This window comes from Kitasatospora sp. NPDC085464, from assembly GCF_044541955.1.
In the GTDB taxonomy this organism is placed as follows: Bacteria; Actinomycetota; Actinomycetes; order Streptomycetales; family Streptomycetaceae; genus Kitasatospora.
Window position 1 is genome coordinate 13,676 of the sequence record NZ_JBITTM010000040.1, and the last position, 14,997, is coordinate 28,672.

General features: G+C 72.7%; 10 protein-coding genes. All 10 read right to left on the reverse strand.

What is annotated here, in order from left to right; translation table 11 throughout:
* Window positions 1-168: 168 nt before the first annotated feature.
* Window positions 169-1,167, reverse strand: coding sequence for a ketol-acid reductoisomerase (ilvC, locus tag ACIGG8_RS30915; RefSeq protein WP_350520176.1), 999 nt, complete (start codon window positions 1,165-1,167; stop codon window positions 169-171).
* A 132-nt stretch (window positions 1,168-1,299) separates the two neighbouring features.
* Window positions 1,300-1,824 carry an acetolactate synthase small subunit gene (gene ilvN / locus ACIGG8_RS30920; RefSeq protein WP_030057405.1) on the reverse strand — a complete coding sequence of 175 codons (525 nt, stop codon included), beginning with the start codon at window positions 1,822-1,824 and terminating at the stop codon, window positions 1,300-1,302.
* Window positions 1,825-1,906: 82 nt separating this feature from the next.
* Entirely contained in the window at window positions 1,907-3,760 is a 1,854-nt protein-coding gene (locus ACIGG8_RS30925) for an acetolactate synthase large subunit (RefSeq protein ID WP_396552010.1), read from the reverse strand.
* 328 nt (window positions 3,761-4,088) lie between these two features.
* Complete coding sequence (locus ACIGG8_RS30930; protein ID WP_396552046.1) at window positions 4,089-7,109, reverse strand: putative bifunctional diguanylate cyclase/phosphodiesterase; 3,021 nt, start codon at window positions 7,107-7,109, stop codon at window positions 4,089-4,091.
* A 391-nt stretch (window positions 7,110-7,500) separates the two neighbouring features.
* Entirely contained in the window at window positions 7,501-10,548 is a 3,048-nt protein-coding gene (locus ACIGG8_RS30935; RefSeq protein ID WP_396552011.1) for an AAA family ATPase, read from the reverse strand.
* 131 nt (window positions 10,549-10,679) lie between these two features.
* A complete protein-coding gene (locus tag ACIGG8_RS30940; protein WP_350520179.1) occupies window positions 10,680-10,838 on the reverse strand; it encodes a hypothetical protein in 159 nt (52 codons plus the stop codon).
* 294 nt (window positions 10,839-11,132) lie between these two features.
* On the reverse strand, window positions 11,133-12,644 hold the full coding sequence (gatB, locus tag ACIGG8_RS30945; protein ID WP_350520180.1) for an Asp-tRNA(Asn)/Glu-tRNA(Gln) amidotransferase subunit GatB: 1,512 nt from the start codon (window positions 12,642-12,644) through the stop codon (window positions 11,133-11,135).
* An 82-nt stretch (window positions 12,645-12,726) separates the two neighbouring features.
* Complete coding sequence (locus ACIGG8_RS30950; RefSeq protein ID WP_350520181.1) at window positions 12,727-12,987, reverse strand: hypothetical protein; 261 nt, start codon at window positions 12,985-12,987, stop codon at window positions 12,727-12,729.
* On the reverse strand, window positions 12,984-14,477 hold the full coding sequence (gene gatA / locus ACIGG8_RS30955) for an Asp-tRNA(Asn)/Glu-tRNA(Gln) amidotransferase subunit GatA (protein WP_396552012.1): 1,494 nt from the start codon (window positions 14,475-14,477) through the stop codon (window positions 12,984-12,986). Before gatA ends, ACIGG8_RS30950 begins: the two co-directional genes overlap by 4 nt.
* Before the next feature lie 5 nt (window positions 14,478-14,482).
* Window positions 14,483-14,779, reverse strand: coding sequence for an Asp-tRNA(Asn)/Glu-tRNA(Gln) amidotransferase subunit GatC (gene gatC / locus ACIGG8_RS30960; protein WP_030057414.1), 297 nt, complete (start codon window positions 14,777-14,779; stop codon window positions 14,483-14,485).
* Window positions 14,780-14,997: the final 218 nt, after the last annotated feature.

The window sequence follows — 14,997 nt, forward strand, 5'->3', positions numbered from 1 at the left end:
CGGGGGAAGGTGGCATGCCGCGTAGGTAGACGCACGACGCTGTGGGCCTGACGCGCACTCGGAAGTGTATCGACGGGCTGGGTACCAGGCTGCTCCCGTCCGGCGAAATCACCCGGACGGGAGCAGCCTACTTGTACAAGGGCGTTACGAACGCGGGGCGGGGAAGGCTCAGGCCTTCTCGTTGACCCAGCTCATCAGCGAGCGCAGCTTCTTGCCGGTGGTCTCCAGCAGGTGGTCCTCGTCGGCCTTCTTGTACTCGTTGTACTTGGGCAGGCCCGCCTTGTACTCGGCGATCCAGTTGTTGGCGAAGGTGCCGTCCTGGATCTCGGCGAGGACCTTCTTCATCTCGGCCTTGGTGGCGTCGGTGATGATCCGCGGGCCGGTGACGTAGTCGCCCCACTCGGCGGTCTCGGAGACCGACCAGCGCATCTTCTCCAGGCCGCCCTCGTACATCAGGTCGACGATGAGCTTCAGCTCGTGCAGGCACTCGAAGTAGGCGATCTCCGGCTGGTAGCCGGCCTCGACCAGAGTCTCGAACCCGGCCTTCACCAGGGCGGCGGTGCCACCGCAGAGGACGGCCTGCTCACCGAACAGGTCGGTCTCGGTCTCCTCGGTGAAGGTGGTCTTGATGACGCCGGCCTTGGTGGCGCCCAGACCCTTGGCGTACGACAGCGCCAGGGCGAAGGCGTTGCCCGAGGCGTCCTGCTCGACGGCGACGATCGCCGGGACGCCGCGGCCCTCCTCGTACTGGCGGCGGACCAGGTGGCCCGGGCCCTTCGGGGCGACCATGCAGACGTCGACGTCCGCCGGGGGCTTGATGAAGCCGTAGCGGATGTTCAGGCCGTGGCCGAAGAACAGGGCGTCGCCGGCCTTCAGGTGCGGGGCGATGTCGGCCGCGTAGACGTCGGCCTGGATCGGGTCCGGGACCAGGATCATGATGACGTCGGCCTCGGCCGCGGCCTCGGCCGGGGTGACGACGCGCAGGCCGGCCTCCTCCGCCTTGGCACGGGACGTGGACTCGGGCTTCAGGCCGACCCGGACGTCCGCGCCCGAGTCGCGCAGGGACAGCGCGTGGGCGTGGCCCTGGCTGCCGTAGCCGATGACCGCGACCTTGCGGCCCTGGATGATGGACAGGTCGGCGTCGTCTTCGTAGAACAGCTCGGCCACGGGGGCACATCTCCTTGCATCATGGTGCCGGGTTCGCGGTGTTCACCGTATGCGGTCCCGGCGGGTGTGGGGTCTTTGCTTCAGGGTTTGAGACGGTTTGGCGAGTCGGGCGGGGTCGCCGCCTGGCGCTGTTTACGCGCTGCGGTCCAGGGCGCGCAGCGACCGGTCGGTGATCGAACGGGCGCCGCGGCCGATGGCGACCAGGCCTGACTGGACCAACTCCTTGATGCCGTAAGGCTCCAGCATCCGGAGCATGGCCTCCAGCTTGTCCGAACTGCCGGTGGCCTCGATGGTCACCGCTTCGGGCGACACGTCGACGGTCTTGGCACGGAAGAGCTGGACGATCTCGACGATCTGCGACCGGGTCTCGTTGTCGGCGCGGACCTTCACCAGGACCAGTTCCCGCTGGATCGCAGCGGCCTGGTCGAGTTCGACGATCTTTATCACGTTCACGAGCTTGTTGAGCTGCTTGGTGACCTGTTCCAGCGGGAGGTCCTCGACGTTGACCACGATCGTCATCCGGGACACGTCCGGGTGCTCGGTCGGGCCGACGGCGAGGGAGTCGATGTTGAAGCCCCGACGGGAGAACAGCGAGGCGATGCGGGCGAGCACGCCGGGCTTGTTCTCGACCAGGACGGAGAGGGTGTGCTTGGACATGTGGTTCCTCAGTCGCACAGGAGGGGTCCGGCGTGGCCGGTCCCGAGAAGGGTGGCGGCGGGCGACGGGCGGGCGGGCCCGGTCAGTCGGAGTCGTCGCCGAAGTCGGGACGAACGCCCTTGGCGAACTGGATCTCGTCGTTGCTGGTCCCGGCCGCGACCATCGGCCAGACCATGGCGTCCTGGTGGACGATGAAGTCGATGACGACCGGGCGGTCGTTGATCTCCATCGCCTGCTTGATGACGGCGTCGAGGTCCTCGGGGCGCTCGCAGCGCAGGCCCACGCAGCCCATCGCCTCGGACAGCAGGACGAAGTCGGGGATCCGGGTGCCCTGGGCCGGCGGCTCGATGCCGTCGTGGCCCGGGCCGGCGTGCAGCACGGTGTTGGAGTAGCGCTGGTTGTAGAACAGCGTCTGCCACTGCCGGACCATGCCCAGCGAGCCGTTGTTGATGACCGCGACCTTGATCGGGATGCCGTTCAGGGCGCAGGTGACCAGTTCCTGGTTGGTCATCTGGAAGCAGCCGTCGCCGTCGATGGCCCAGACCGGGGTCTGCGGGCTGCCGGCCTTGGCGCCCATCGCCGCCGGGACGGCGTAGCCCATGGTCCCGGCGCCGCCGGAGTTGAGCCAGGTGCCGGGCTTCTCGAACCGGATGAACTGCGAGCTCCACATCTGGTGCTGGCCCACGCCCGCGGCGTAGATCGCCTCCGGGCCGACCAGCTGCCCGATCCGCTCGATGACCTGCTGCGGCGAGAGCTGGCCGTTGGGGGCCGGCTCGTAGCCGATCGGGTAGGTCTTCTTCCACTCGTCGAGCTTCTCCCACCACTCGGCGTAGTCGCCCTTGTGGCCGGCGTCGAACTCGGCCTGGACGGCGACGATCAGGTCGGCGAGCACCTCGCGGGCGTCGCCGACGATCGGCACGTCCGCCGGGCGGTTCTTGCCGATCTCGGCCGGGTCGATGTCGGCGTGGACGACCTTGGCGTACGGGGCGAAGCTGTCCAGCTTGCCGGTGACGCGGTCGTCGAAGCGGGCGCCGAGGGTGAAGAGCAGGTCGGACTTCTGCAGGGCGGTGACGGCCGGGACGGAGCCGTGCATGCCCGGCATGCCCAGGTGCTGCGGGTGGCTGTCCGGGAAGGCGCCGAGGGCCATCAGGGTGGTGACCACCGGGGCGCCGGTCAGCTCGGCCAGGATCCGCAGCTCGGCGGTGGCCTGCGCCTTGATCACGCCGCCGCCGACGTACAGCACCGGGCGCTTCGCGCTGACCAGCATCTTCGCGGCCTCGCGGATCTGCTTGGCGTGCGGCTTGGTGACCGGGCGGTAGCCGGGCAGGGCCGCCTCGACCGGCCAGCGGAAGGTGGTGGTCGCCTGCAGCGCGTCCTTGGCGATGTCGACCAGGACCGGGCCGGGGCGGCCGGTCGCGGCGATGTGGAAGGCCTCGGCGATCACCCGGGGGATCTCGGCCGGGTCGGTGACCAGGTAGTTGTGCTTGGTGATCGGCATCGTGATGCCGCAGATGTCCGCCTCCTGGAAGGCGTCGGTGCCGATCGCCTTGGAGGAGACCTGCCCGGTGATCGCGACGATCGGCACGGAGTCCATGTAGGCGTCGGCGATCGGGGTGACCAGGTTGGTCGCGCCCGGGCCGGAGGTGGCCATGCAGACCCCGACCTTGCCGGTGGCCTGGGCGTACCCGGTGGCGGCGTGGCCGGCGCCCTGCTCGTGCCGGACCAGGATGTGGCGCACCTTGGCGGAGTCCATCAGCGGGTCGTACGCGGGAAGGATGGCCCCGCCCGGAATGCCGAAGACGGTGTCCGCGCCCACGGCCTCCAGGGAGCGGATGAGCGACTGGGCGCCGGTCATGGTCTCGACGACGTGCTGGGGAGCGGGAGCGTTGGCGGCCGGGTTGTCCCCGCGGCGGGGGGATGCGGCGTGCTCAGTCATCTGCCTGTCTCTTCTCGGGTTTTGCCGACCCGGCTGCGGGCCCCGGTGCTGCGAGGGTGGGGTCCCGGTCCGGGTCGATCGCCGGCTCTGCCTCAATCGTCCCGCTCAATCCGACAACTCGGAGGATCTCGGGCGGTCGAGGCCAGGGGTCTTGCGGGGTGGAACAGCGTCAGTGCAACAAAAAACCCCTCGTGCCCAAGGGCATGCGAGGGGTGGCGCGTCGGTCTGTCACGAGCAGGGCTTGCGAGCCCTGTCAGCCGACGCGCCCGCCAAGTACGAGAATTCGGGTGCGCATGGCAACGACCATCCTCCCGTCCGGGGTGGCGTGTCAAGCAGGTGGGATGACCGTCTCGCCATGCGGACCACCGGCCGGACCAGTAGCGGCACGGCGTTCGGGCAGGTCAGAGCCGCCGTGGTGACGTACGCCACGTCCCGGTGCGGCGTCCGCTCGGCCACTCGTCCGGGTGTCGGCGGCCGGGTGGCCGCGGCGGGCGGAGAGCGGGCCCGGCTGCTTCGGCAGCGGGTAGCCGCGGCGGGCCAGCGCGCGGCGCAGCCGGGCTTCGTCCAGCGGCGGCGCGAAGGCCGAGCCCTGGGCCTGCCCGCAACCCAGTTCCTGCAGCACGGCGACCTGGCGGGGCAGGTCCACGCCCTCGGCGGCGGTGGCCATCCCGAGGTCGCGGCCGAGCCGCAGGGCGTGCCCAGCGAGCGTACGGGCGAGCCCGGACTCGCCGAGGCCCTGGACCAGCGTGCGGTCCAGCTTGAGGCCGTCCAGGGGCAGCCGGGCGAGCGCGCCGAGCGAGCCGCTGCCCGCTCCGTAGCCGGCCAGCCAGGTGGAGACGCCGAGCCGGCGCAGCGCGGCCAGCCGCCGGCCGAGTTCGTCGGCGAGCGAGTCCGGCCCCATCCGGGCCACCTCGATCACCAGCTCGCCGGCCGACAGCCCGCCGTCGCGCAGCGCGGCGGCCACCGTCTCGTACACGCCGGGCGAGCAGAGCCGTTCGGCGGAGAGCCGGACGGCGACCGGGACGGACTCCGGCGCGCCCCGGCCCCGGCCGTGCAGGCCGCGCCGGGCCGCGGCCGCGGCGACCGCCTCGCGGACCAGCCAGCGGGAGAAGCGGGTCGCCGCGTCGCCGTGCTCGGCGGAGCGCAGGAACTCGGCCGGGGTGAGGAGCAGGCCGCCCGCCGAGCGCCAGCGGGCCTGCGCCTCGACGCCGGTCAATGCGCCGTCGGCGAGGTCCACCACGGGCTGGTGGAGCAGGGTGAAGCCGCCCTCCCGGACGGCCAGTCTCAGCCGCTCCTCCAGCTCGGTGCGGCGCTCCAGGTCGGCCCGCATCGCGGGGGTGTAGAGCACCACCCGGCCCTTGCCCTCGGACTTGGCCCGGTACATCGCGAGGTCGGCGTTGCGCATCAGCTCGTCGGCGGCGGCTCTGGGGTCGGCGGCGGGGCCGCGTTCGGGGGTGCCGAAGGCGATGCCGATGCTGGCGGCGACACCGAGTTCGGCGCCGCCGATCCAGTACGGCTCGGAGAGCGCCACGCGCAGCCGTTCGGCCAGCTCCTGGACCTGGAGGCGGCCGAGCGGGCCGCAGACCAGGGCGGCGAACTCGTCGCCGCCGAACCGGGCGACGGTGTCCCCGCAGCGGACGGCGCCCTGCAGCCGACGGGCGGCCTGCACCAGCAGCTCGTCGCCGACCTGGTGCCCGGCGGAGTCGTTGACCGCCTTGAAGCCGTCCAGGTCGAGGAAGAGCACGGCGATCCCGGCGCCGGTGCCGCCCTGCTGGCCCCGGGCGCCGAGGGCGGCCCGCAGCCGCTGGGTGAACAGCGCCCGGTTGGGCAGGTCGGTGAGCGGGTCGTGGAAGGCGTTGTGCTGCAACTGGGCCTGCAGCATGACGCGTTCGGTGACGTCCCGGCTGTTGAGCAGCAGCCCGTCGCGGTGCCGGCTGACCGTGGACTCGACGTGCAGCCACTCGCCGTCGCCGGAGCTGATCCGGCACTCCACCCGGGCGGAGGGCTCGGCGGTGGCCGGGACGCGGTGGGCGGTGAGCCGGATCCGTGCGAGGTAGCGGCGGACCTCGGAGAGCACCCGGTCCACGTCCTCCGGGTGGACGAGGTCCAGCAGGTTGCCGCCGACCAGCTCCTCCGGGTCCCGCCCGTACACGCCGAGCGCGGCCGGGGAGACGTAGGAGAGCACGCCGTTGGCGCCGGCGATCATGATGACGTCGCTGGACCCCTGCACCAGGGAGCGGAAGTGCGACTCCTTGTGGGCGAGTTCCTGGGCCAGCGACAGGTTGTCGAGCAGCATCACGCCTTGCCTGAGGATCAGTGCCAACCCGACGGTGCACGCGGCCGCGGCCACCACGCGGTCCAACTCGCGCCCGCCGAGGGCGTTGTAGAGGATTCCGGCGGTGCAGACCGCGGCGGCGGCGTACGGCGTGAGCGCGCTGAACGTGGTGGCCACCCGGCGGCGCGGCAGGCCGCCGGCCGAGGGGTGCTCGCGCAGCGGGCGGCGCCAGCGCACCGACCACGGCGCCCAGGCCAGCAGCAGGCTGCCGGAGAACCAGCCGGCGTCCAGCAGTTCGCCGGAGTGGTAGCTGCTGCGCAGCTCCGGGGAGGTGAACAGGGCGTCGCACAGCACGGTGACGGCGAGCGCCAGCATCGCGGTGTGCACCGCCGCCCGGTTGCCGTCCCGGCCGCCGAAGCGCAGCCCGACCACCAGGCTGACCAGCAGGATGTCCAGCACCGGGTAGGCCAGGTTGAGGGCCAGCCGCAGCGGGGAGCAGTTCTCGCCGGCGGCGATCCGGCCGAGTGCCAGGCTCCAGCTGAGGGTGAACAGCGACCCGGCGATCAGCCAGCCGTCGAGCAGCAGGCAGAGCCAGCCGGCCGCGGAGCGCGGGCGCTGGGCGAGCACCAGGACGCCGGTGATGGCGAGCGGGGCGAACAGCAGGAAGGCGTACTCGGCGAGCGAGTCCCGCGGCAGCGGGGTGCGCACGACCAGCTCGTACCAGCCCCAGGTGCCGTTGCCGCAGGCGACCATGAGCGAGGAGAGGCCGAACAGCAGCCAGGCCGGGCGGGCGTGCCCGCCGACGGTGCAGCCGTACACCAGGCAGGACAGGGCGGCCGCCAGGGCCGCCGCGGACAGGCCGAAGTCGCCCATGAAGATGGACAGTTGACGGGATCCCCAGCCGGCGGTGGCGCCCATGGCGTAGGCCAGGCAGAGCCCGCCCAGGACGAGTCCGGGCAGCGCGCGGCTCTCCCGGAGCCGACGCAGCGGGCCGCGGCGGGCGGGTGCGGGAACCGCCCCGGCGGCGGACGCGTCGGCGGGTGGTGCACCCGGGCGTCCGGCTTCGGGCAGCACCGTATCGGTGGAGCTCACTCGGCCTCTCCCCCTCCGGCCCGGGGCCTCGCGCCCCGGCCACGGGCCACCGGACGCGCACCTCTCAGCCGTACGCGGTGGCCTGGCGCCCCGTCAGGACGGTGGCCCAGGGGGTGGGCGGCCTGCCGGCCGCCGCACCGCACCGATGCTCCCAAAATGGACCCTACACCAATTCCGTCACTCAATGACACGCACACTCAACTTAGAGTAATGGCGCAGAGGTGGGGAAATACCCCCGATTCCGGCGGATCGGCCCGGTTGGCGGCGGCGCGCGGCCGGGGGCTCACGCGGCGCGCACGGGAGCACACGGCGGCGCCCCGCCACCGGGAGCGGTGGCGGGGCGGTGCTCCGGGCCCGGCGGCGGGGCCGGGTCTCAGCGGCCTGACAGGGCCTGATCGTCCGGGAACAGCCGCAGCCGGTGCGCCAGTGCGGCCGCCTCGCCCCGGCCGCCGACCGCGAGCTTGCCCAGGATGTTGGAGACGTGCACGCTCGCGGTCTTCGGAGAGATGTACAGTTCCTCGGCGATCTGCCGGTTGGTCCAGCCGCGCGCGAGCAACCGGAGCACGTCCCGCTCACGGGGGGTGAGGTTGAAGGAGTCCCCGACGGCCGCGGCCGGAGCCGGCTCCGCCGCCGCCCGCTCGGCGGGGGCGAGGCTCAGCCCGGCCCGCTCGGCGAGGCCCCCGATCTGCGCCCCCAGTATCCGGTCCTCCCGGACGGCCGCCAGTTCGGCCGCCTCGCGCAGCAGTTCGGCCCCGTCCTCGCGCCGCCCGGCCAGCACCTCGGCTTCACCGGCCCGCAGCAGGGCGAGCGCCAGCGGGTACGGCAGACCGGTCGGCCGCAGCGCCTCGACCACGGCACCCCACTGCTCCGGGGTGTCGGCGCCCTCGGCACGGGCCAGTTCGGCCTCCAGCAGCCGGGCCCAGCCGTGGTGCAGCGGCGCCCGGGGCCGAAGCCGCCCGGCGGCCGCGCCGATGGCGGCCAGCGCCTCGCCCCGGCCCGCGTCGGCCTCCGGCAGGCCCCGGGTGTCCGCCTCCACCCCGGCGGCCTCGGCCAGCAGCGGGTAGACGTCGGACTCGTGGCCGAGGCGACCCTCCTCCGACAGTGCGGCGAGCAGTTCGGCCCGGGCGTCCAGCGGCCGGCCGCCGAGCGCGGCGAGCCGCACCGCCAGCCGGCTGATCGGCACGCTGTGCTGGACCTGGCCGACCCGGTTGGCCGCCCGGGCCTGCGCCAGCATGGTCGCCGCGGTGGGCAGGTCGCCCCGGAGCAGGGCGAGTTCGCCGCGCATCCGGTCCAGGAACTCGGCGTGGGTGCCGCTGAGGCTGGTCAGCTCGCAGGCGGCGAGCACCTCGGCGGCCTCCTGGACCCGCCCGAGGTCGGTCAGCGCCTCGACCAGGTTGCCGGTCAGGATGGTGCCGATGTTGCGCAGCAGGCCGTTGCCGTCCGCGAACTCCAGGCCCTCGCGGGCCAGCCGGACGGTTTCCTCGGGGCGGCCCAGGCCGCGCTGCATGCTGGCCAGGTTGTTGATGCCGCGCAGCAGCAGGTCGGGCACGCCCAGCCGGCGGGCCCGCTCGACCGCCCCGGCGAGCTCGGCCAGCCCGCCCTCGGCGTCGCCGTGCACGTCGTAGCGCAGGCCGCCGAGGGTCATCCGGGCGTGCACCTCGACCGAGTGCGCGCCGACCTCCTGGGCGATCCGGATCGCCCGCTCGGCGAGTTCGAGGTGCTCGGGGCCGGGCTTCTTGAGCATCGCCGAGCCGGCGCCGAGCGCGAGCACCTCGGCCTGGACGGCGGACGGCGGCAGCTGGGCCACCAGCCGCAGCGCGTGGCCGATCTCCTCCTCGTCGCCGGAGCGGCGCAGGCTGCCCAGCATCCGGGCCCGGTTGATCCGGAACCAGGCCGCGCGCACCGGGTGCACCGTCTCGTCGACCAGCCGCAGCCCGCGCTTGGCCAGGCTCAGGCCGCGCTCGCGGTCGCCGGTGCGCCGGGCCGCGACCACCGCCTCGGCCAGCACGTCCTCCAACTGGATCCGGTCGCACTCCTCGTCGGCGGCGCTGTGGTCGCAGGAGCCGGGCGGGTAGGTCTCGGCCCAGTCGTACGGGCGCAGGGTGTGCGCCAGCACCTCCTCGGAGACCATGTCCCACAGTTCCAGGGCCCGCTCCAGCATGCCCAGTTGCTCGGCGAAGGCGTTGCGGCGGCGGGCCGCCCGGGCGGCGTCCAGGGCCGTCGGCAGGGCACGGGCCGGATCGTGCGCGTGGTACCAGTAGTTGGCCAGCCGGGCGGGCAGCGCGTCGGAGGAGAGCAGCTGCGGGTGGGCCTCGACGGCGAGCGCGAACGTGCGGTTGATCCGGTGGCGTTCGCCGGGCAGCAGGTCGTCCGAGACCGCCTCGCGGACGAGTGCGTGCCGGAACCGGTAGCCCTCGCCCTCGCTGTCCGGGCGCAGGATGTTGGCGCCGACCGCCGAGCGCAGCGCCTCGATCAGCGCCTCCTCGTCGTCGTCCAGGACGGCGGCCAGCAAGGCGTGTTCGACGTGCGAGCCGCCCTCGGCGGCGATCCGCACCACCCGCTGGGCCTCCTCGTCCAGGCCCTCGACCCGCACCAGCAGGATGTCCCGCAGCGAGTCCGTCAGCCCGGCGCCGCAGCCGTCCTGGAAGGCCGTGGCCAGTTCCTCGACGAAGAAGGGGTTGCCCTCCGAGCGGCGGTGGATCCGATCCACCAGCTGGCGGTCGGGGGCGGCGGTGCCGAGGATGCCGGCCAGCTGCGCGGCCACCTCGCGGCGGTCGAACCGCGCCAGCTCCAACCGCTGGACGGTGCGCAGCCGTTCGAGCTCGGCGAGGAAGGGGCGCAGCGGGTGCCGGCGGTGCAGGTCGTCGCTGCGGTAGGTGGCGACCAGCAGTACCCGGGAGCGGTGCAGGGTGCGCACCAGGAAGGCGAGCAGTTCGCGGGTGGAGCGGTCCGACCAGTGCAGGTCCTCGACGGCGAGGACGAGGGTACGTTCCGCGCCGAGCCGTTCGAACAGCCTCGCGGTGTGCTCGAACAGCCGGGCCCGGCCGTACTCGTCGTTGGGTTCGCCGTCCGCCTCGCCGAACTCGGAGAGCAGGCGGGCGAGGTGGCCCTCGCTGCCGGCCGCGGCGGCCTCGAAGTCGGTGCCCAGCGAGCGGTGCAGTCGGCGCAGCGCGGCGGCCAGCGGCGCGTACGGCAGGCCTTCGGCGCCGACCTCCGGACAGCTGCCGAGGGAGGTGACCGCTCCGCGGTCGGCGGCGCGCTCCAGGAACTCCTCCAGCAGCCGGGTCTTGCCGACGCCGGCCTCGCCGCCGATCAGCACGGCCTGCGGACTGCCGGTGCCCGCCCGGCGCAGCGCGTCGGTCAGTTCGGTGATCTCGCTGCCACGGCCGACGAAGACGGGGCTGACCGATATCTGCTGCATGGAGGCGAGCATGCCATAGCCGGTGGGGACCGGCCGAGGGGTTATCTCCCCTGGCGAACGCCCGGAGGGGGAGACGCTCACTCGCGTCTCCCCCTCCGGAACTCCGTCGGCACCGCCCTGGTGCCGGACCGTCAGCATTCGGGCCGACGCACGGGGCGCCGCTGGAAGCGGGAGGCCACCGGGCGCTGCCGCAGGCGGCTCGCCTGCTTGGCCTCGCGGACCAGTCGCTCGTGCTCGGCGCGGGCCACGAGCTCGTGGGCCTGTTGCTGGAAGGTCTGGTACTCGATCACTTCGGTTCCCCTTGTGGGTCTCACTGCGTTTCGCTGACGAGTAAGAGCTTCCTCTCCCAGTGGGGGGTGGGGCATCGGGAGCGTGCCCGATCTTCCTGGGCCCGGATGCCTTAGATCGGGCTCCGGAAAAGGTTCAAGGCCCGGCCTCACCCCATTACGGAGGTGAGACCGGGCCTTAGGCCTTACTTAGAGGGCCTTAGATGCCTTAGATGCCTTAGGAAGAAAGGGTTGACAGCCTAGGCGCCCTGGGAAGGGCCCGCTCAGGCGGACACGCCCAGCTTCTCCAGGCTGTGCCTACTGTCCTTCTGCGGCGAGCCGCTCCAGGATCAGGTCCTTCACGCGGGCGGCGTCCGCCTGGCCGCGGGTGGCCTTCATGACCGCGCCGACCAGCGCGCCCACGGCCTGGACCTTGCCGTCGCGGATCTTGGCGGCGATGCCCTCGTTCTCGGCGATGGCCTGGTCCACGGCGGCTCCCAGCGCGGAGTCGTCCGACACCACGGCCAGGCCGCGCTTCTCGACGATCTCGTCCGGCTCGCCCTCGCCGGCCAGCACGCCCTCGATGACCTGGCGGGCCAGCTTGTCGTTCAGCTTGCCCTCGGCGACCAGCGCGGCGACCCGGGCGACCTGCGCCGGGGTGATCGGCTGCTCGCTCAGCTCGGTGCCGGTCTCGTTGGCCCGGCGGGCCAGCTCGCCCATCCACCACTTGCGGGCCTGGTCGGCCGGGGCCCCGGCCGCGATGGTCTCCTGGATCGGCCCCACCGCACCGGCGTTGAGAACGGACTGCATGTCCTTGTCGGACAGGCCCCACTCGGCCTGCAGCCGGGCGCGGCGCACCCGCGGCAGCTCGGGCAGGGCGGCGCGCAGCTCCTCGACCCACTCGCGGGCGGGGGCCACCGGCACCAGGTCCGGCTCGGGGAAGTAGCGGTAGTCCTCGGCGTTGTCCTTGATCCGGCCCGAGGTGGTGGTGCCGTTGTCCTCGTGGAAGTGGCGGGTCTCCTGGACGATGGTGCCGCCGTCGGTCAGCACGGTGGCGTGCCGCTGGATCTCGTACCGGGCGGCCCGCTCGACGCTGCGCAGCGAGTTGACGTTCTTGGTCTCCGAGCGGGTGCCGAAGGTCTCGGTGCCGTTCGGGCGCAGCGACAGGTTGACGTCGCAGCGCATCTGGCCCTTGTCCATCCGGGCCTCGGAGACGCCGAGGGAGCGGATGACCTCGCGCAGCTCGGCGACGTACGCCTTGGCGACCTCGGGGGCGCGCTCGCCGGCGCCCTCGATCGGCTTGGTGACGATCTCGATCAGCGGGATGCCGGCCCGGTTGTAGTCGAGCAGCGAGTGCGTGGCGCCGTGGATGCGGCCGGTCGCGCCACCGACGTGGCTGGACTTGCCGGTGTCCTCCTCCATGTGGGCGCGCTCGATCTCCACGCGGAAGGTCGAGCCGTCCTCCAGCTGCACGTCGAGGTAGCCGTTGAAGGCGATCGGCTCGTCGTACTGCGAGGTCTGGAAGTTCTTGGGCATGTCCGGGTAGAAGTAGTTCTTCCGCGCGAACCGGCACCACTCGGCGATCTCGCAGTTCAGCGCCAGGCCGATCTTGACGGCCGACTCCACGCCGATCGCGTTGACCACCGGCAGCGAACCCGGCAGGCCCAGGCAGGTCGGGCAGGTCTGGCTGTTCGGCTCGGCACCCAGCTCGGTCGAGCACCCGCAGAACATCTTGGTCTTGGTACCGAGCTCGACGTGGACCTCAAGGCCCATCACCGGGTCGTACGACGCCAGAGCGTCCTCGTAGGAGACCAGGGTCATGACGCTCACAGCGTCCCTTCTCACTTGAAGCTTGGGAGGTACGGGCCCGGCCGCCGCTCGCGCGGGGCCGGGCCTGGGAGCTCGGCTCGGCTCAGCCCAGCAGCACGTCGTCGGAGCCCAGCCGGCGCAGCTCGCGCACCAGCAGGGCGGTGCCGGTGACCAGCGCCGCGGCGCCGACCAGGGCGTTGACCAGCTTGAGGGTGTCGCTCTCCTCGCGGGCCTTGCGGACGTCCTTGGCGATGGAGATCGCGCCGAAGGCGCTGGTGCCGATGGACAGCCACAGGCCGGGCTTGCTGTGCTTGAAGCCCTTCAGGGAAGTGGACTGCGCCTTCGCCTTCTCGATCTTGCTCACAGTGCCGGTGCCTCCTCCAGCAGGGTGTGCCCCCACTTGTCGTTGAGCGCGGCCTCGACGGCGCCGCCCACGCGGTACAGGCGGTCGTCCGCCATCGCGGGTGCGATGATCTGCAGGCCGACCGGGAGATTGTCCTCCGGGGCCAGCCCGACCGGCAGCGACATGGCCGCGTTGCCCGCCAGGTTCGACGGAATCGTGCACAGGTCGGCCAGGTACATCGCCATCGGGTCGTCGGCGCGCTCGCCGATCGGGAAGGCGGTGGTCGGCGTGGTCGGCGAGACCAGCACGTCCACGCCGGCGAAGGCCGCGTCGAAGTCGCGCGAGATGAGCGTGCGGACCTTCTGGGCCGAGCCGTAGTAGGCGTCGTAGTAGCCCGAGGACAGGGCGTAGGTGCCCAGGATGATGCGGCGCTTGACCTCGTCGCCGAAGCCGGCCTCACGGGTCAGCGCGGTGACCTCCTCGGCCGAACGCGTGCCGTCGTCGCCGACCCGCAGGCCGTAGCGCATCGCGTCGAAGCGGGCCAGGTTGGAGGAGCACTCCGACGGCGCGATCAGGTAGTACGCCGGCAGCGCCAGGGTGAACGACGGGCAGGAGACCTCGACGACCTCGGCGCCCAGCTCGCGCAGCAGCTCCACCGACTCGTTGAAGCGCTGCATCACGCCGGACTGGTAGCCCTCGCCGGCGAACTCCTTGACCACGCCGATCCGCATGCCGCGGACGTCGCGCATCCTCGCGGCCTCGACCACGGCCGGGACCGGCGCGTCGATCGAGGTGGAGTCCAGCGGGTCGTGCCCGGCGATGGCCTCGTGCAGCAGCGCCGCGTCCAGCACGTTGCGGGCGCACGGGCCGCCCTGGTCCAGGCTGCTGGAGAACGCGACCAGGCCGTAGCGGGACACCGAGCCGTAGGTCGGCTTGACGCCGACGGTGCCGGTGACGGCGCCGGGCTGGCGGATCGAGCCGCCGGTGTCGGTGCCGATCGCCAGCGGGGCCTCGAAGGCGGCCAGCGCGGCGGCCGAACCGCCGCCGGAGCCGCCGGGGATGCGGGTGAGGTCCCACGGGTTGCCGGTCGGGCCGTAGGCCGAGTTCTCGGTGGAGGAGCCCATCGCGAACTCGTCCATGTTGGTCTTGCCGAGGATGACGACGCCGGCGTCCTTGAGACGGCCGGTCAGCGTGGCGTCGTACGGCGGGATCCAGCCTTCGAGCATCTTGGAGCCGCAGGTGGTCGGGACGCCCTTGGTGGTGAAGACGTCCTTCAGGGCGAGCGGGACGCCGGCCAGCGGGCCCAGCTCCTCGCCCTTGGCGCGCTTCTCGTCGACGGCCTTGGCGGCGGCCAGCGCGCCCTCGGTGTCGACGTGCAGGAAGGCGTTGACCTTCTTGTCGACGGCGTCGATGCGGTCCAGGTGCGCCTGCGCGACCTCGACGGCGGACACCTCGCCCTTGGCGATGGCGCTCGCGGTCCGGGCGGCGGTGTAACGGATCAGCTCGGTCATCTCGGTCAGTCCTCCCCGAGGATCTGCGGCACACGGAAACGCTGCTCCTCGGCGGCGGGGGCGCCGGACAGCGCCTGCTCCGGGGTGAGCGAGGGCCGCACCTCGTCCGCGCGCATGACGTTGGTCAGCGGCAGCGGGTGGGAGGTCGGCGGGACGTCCTGTCCGGCGACCTCGGAAACGCGGGCTACCGCGCCGATGATCACGTCGAGCTGCTCGGCGAAGTGGTCCAGCTCTTCGGGCTTCAGCTCAAGACGCGACAGCCGGGCGAGGTGGGCGACCTCCTCGCGCGTGATGCCAGGCATGCAGCGATCCTCAGGGTGAGTTCTGGTGAGGCCCGGCGTGCCTTGCGGGCGGTGCCGGGCCCGGGCAGGAGCAGCCGGGTTCGGCGCTCCGTCCTCGTGGTCTTTGGACCCCATCCTATGGGGCCCGGCCCGGCCACCGGCCAACGAGTGAGCCGAGCCGCCCGTCACCGCCGGGTCGCGTCCCCGCCACCACCCCCACGGCGGCGTCCGGCACGGCG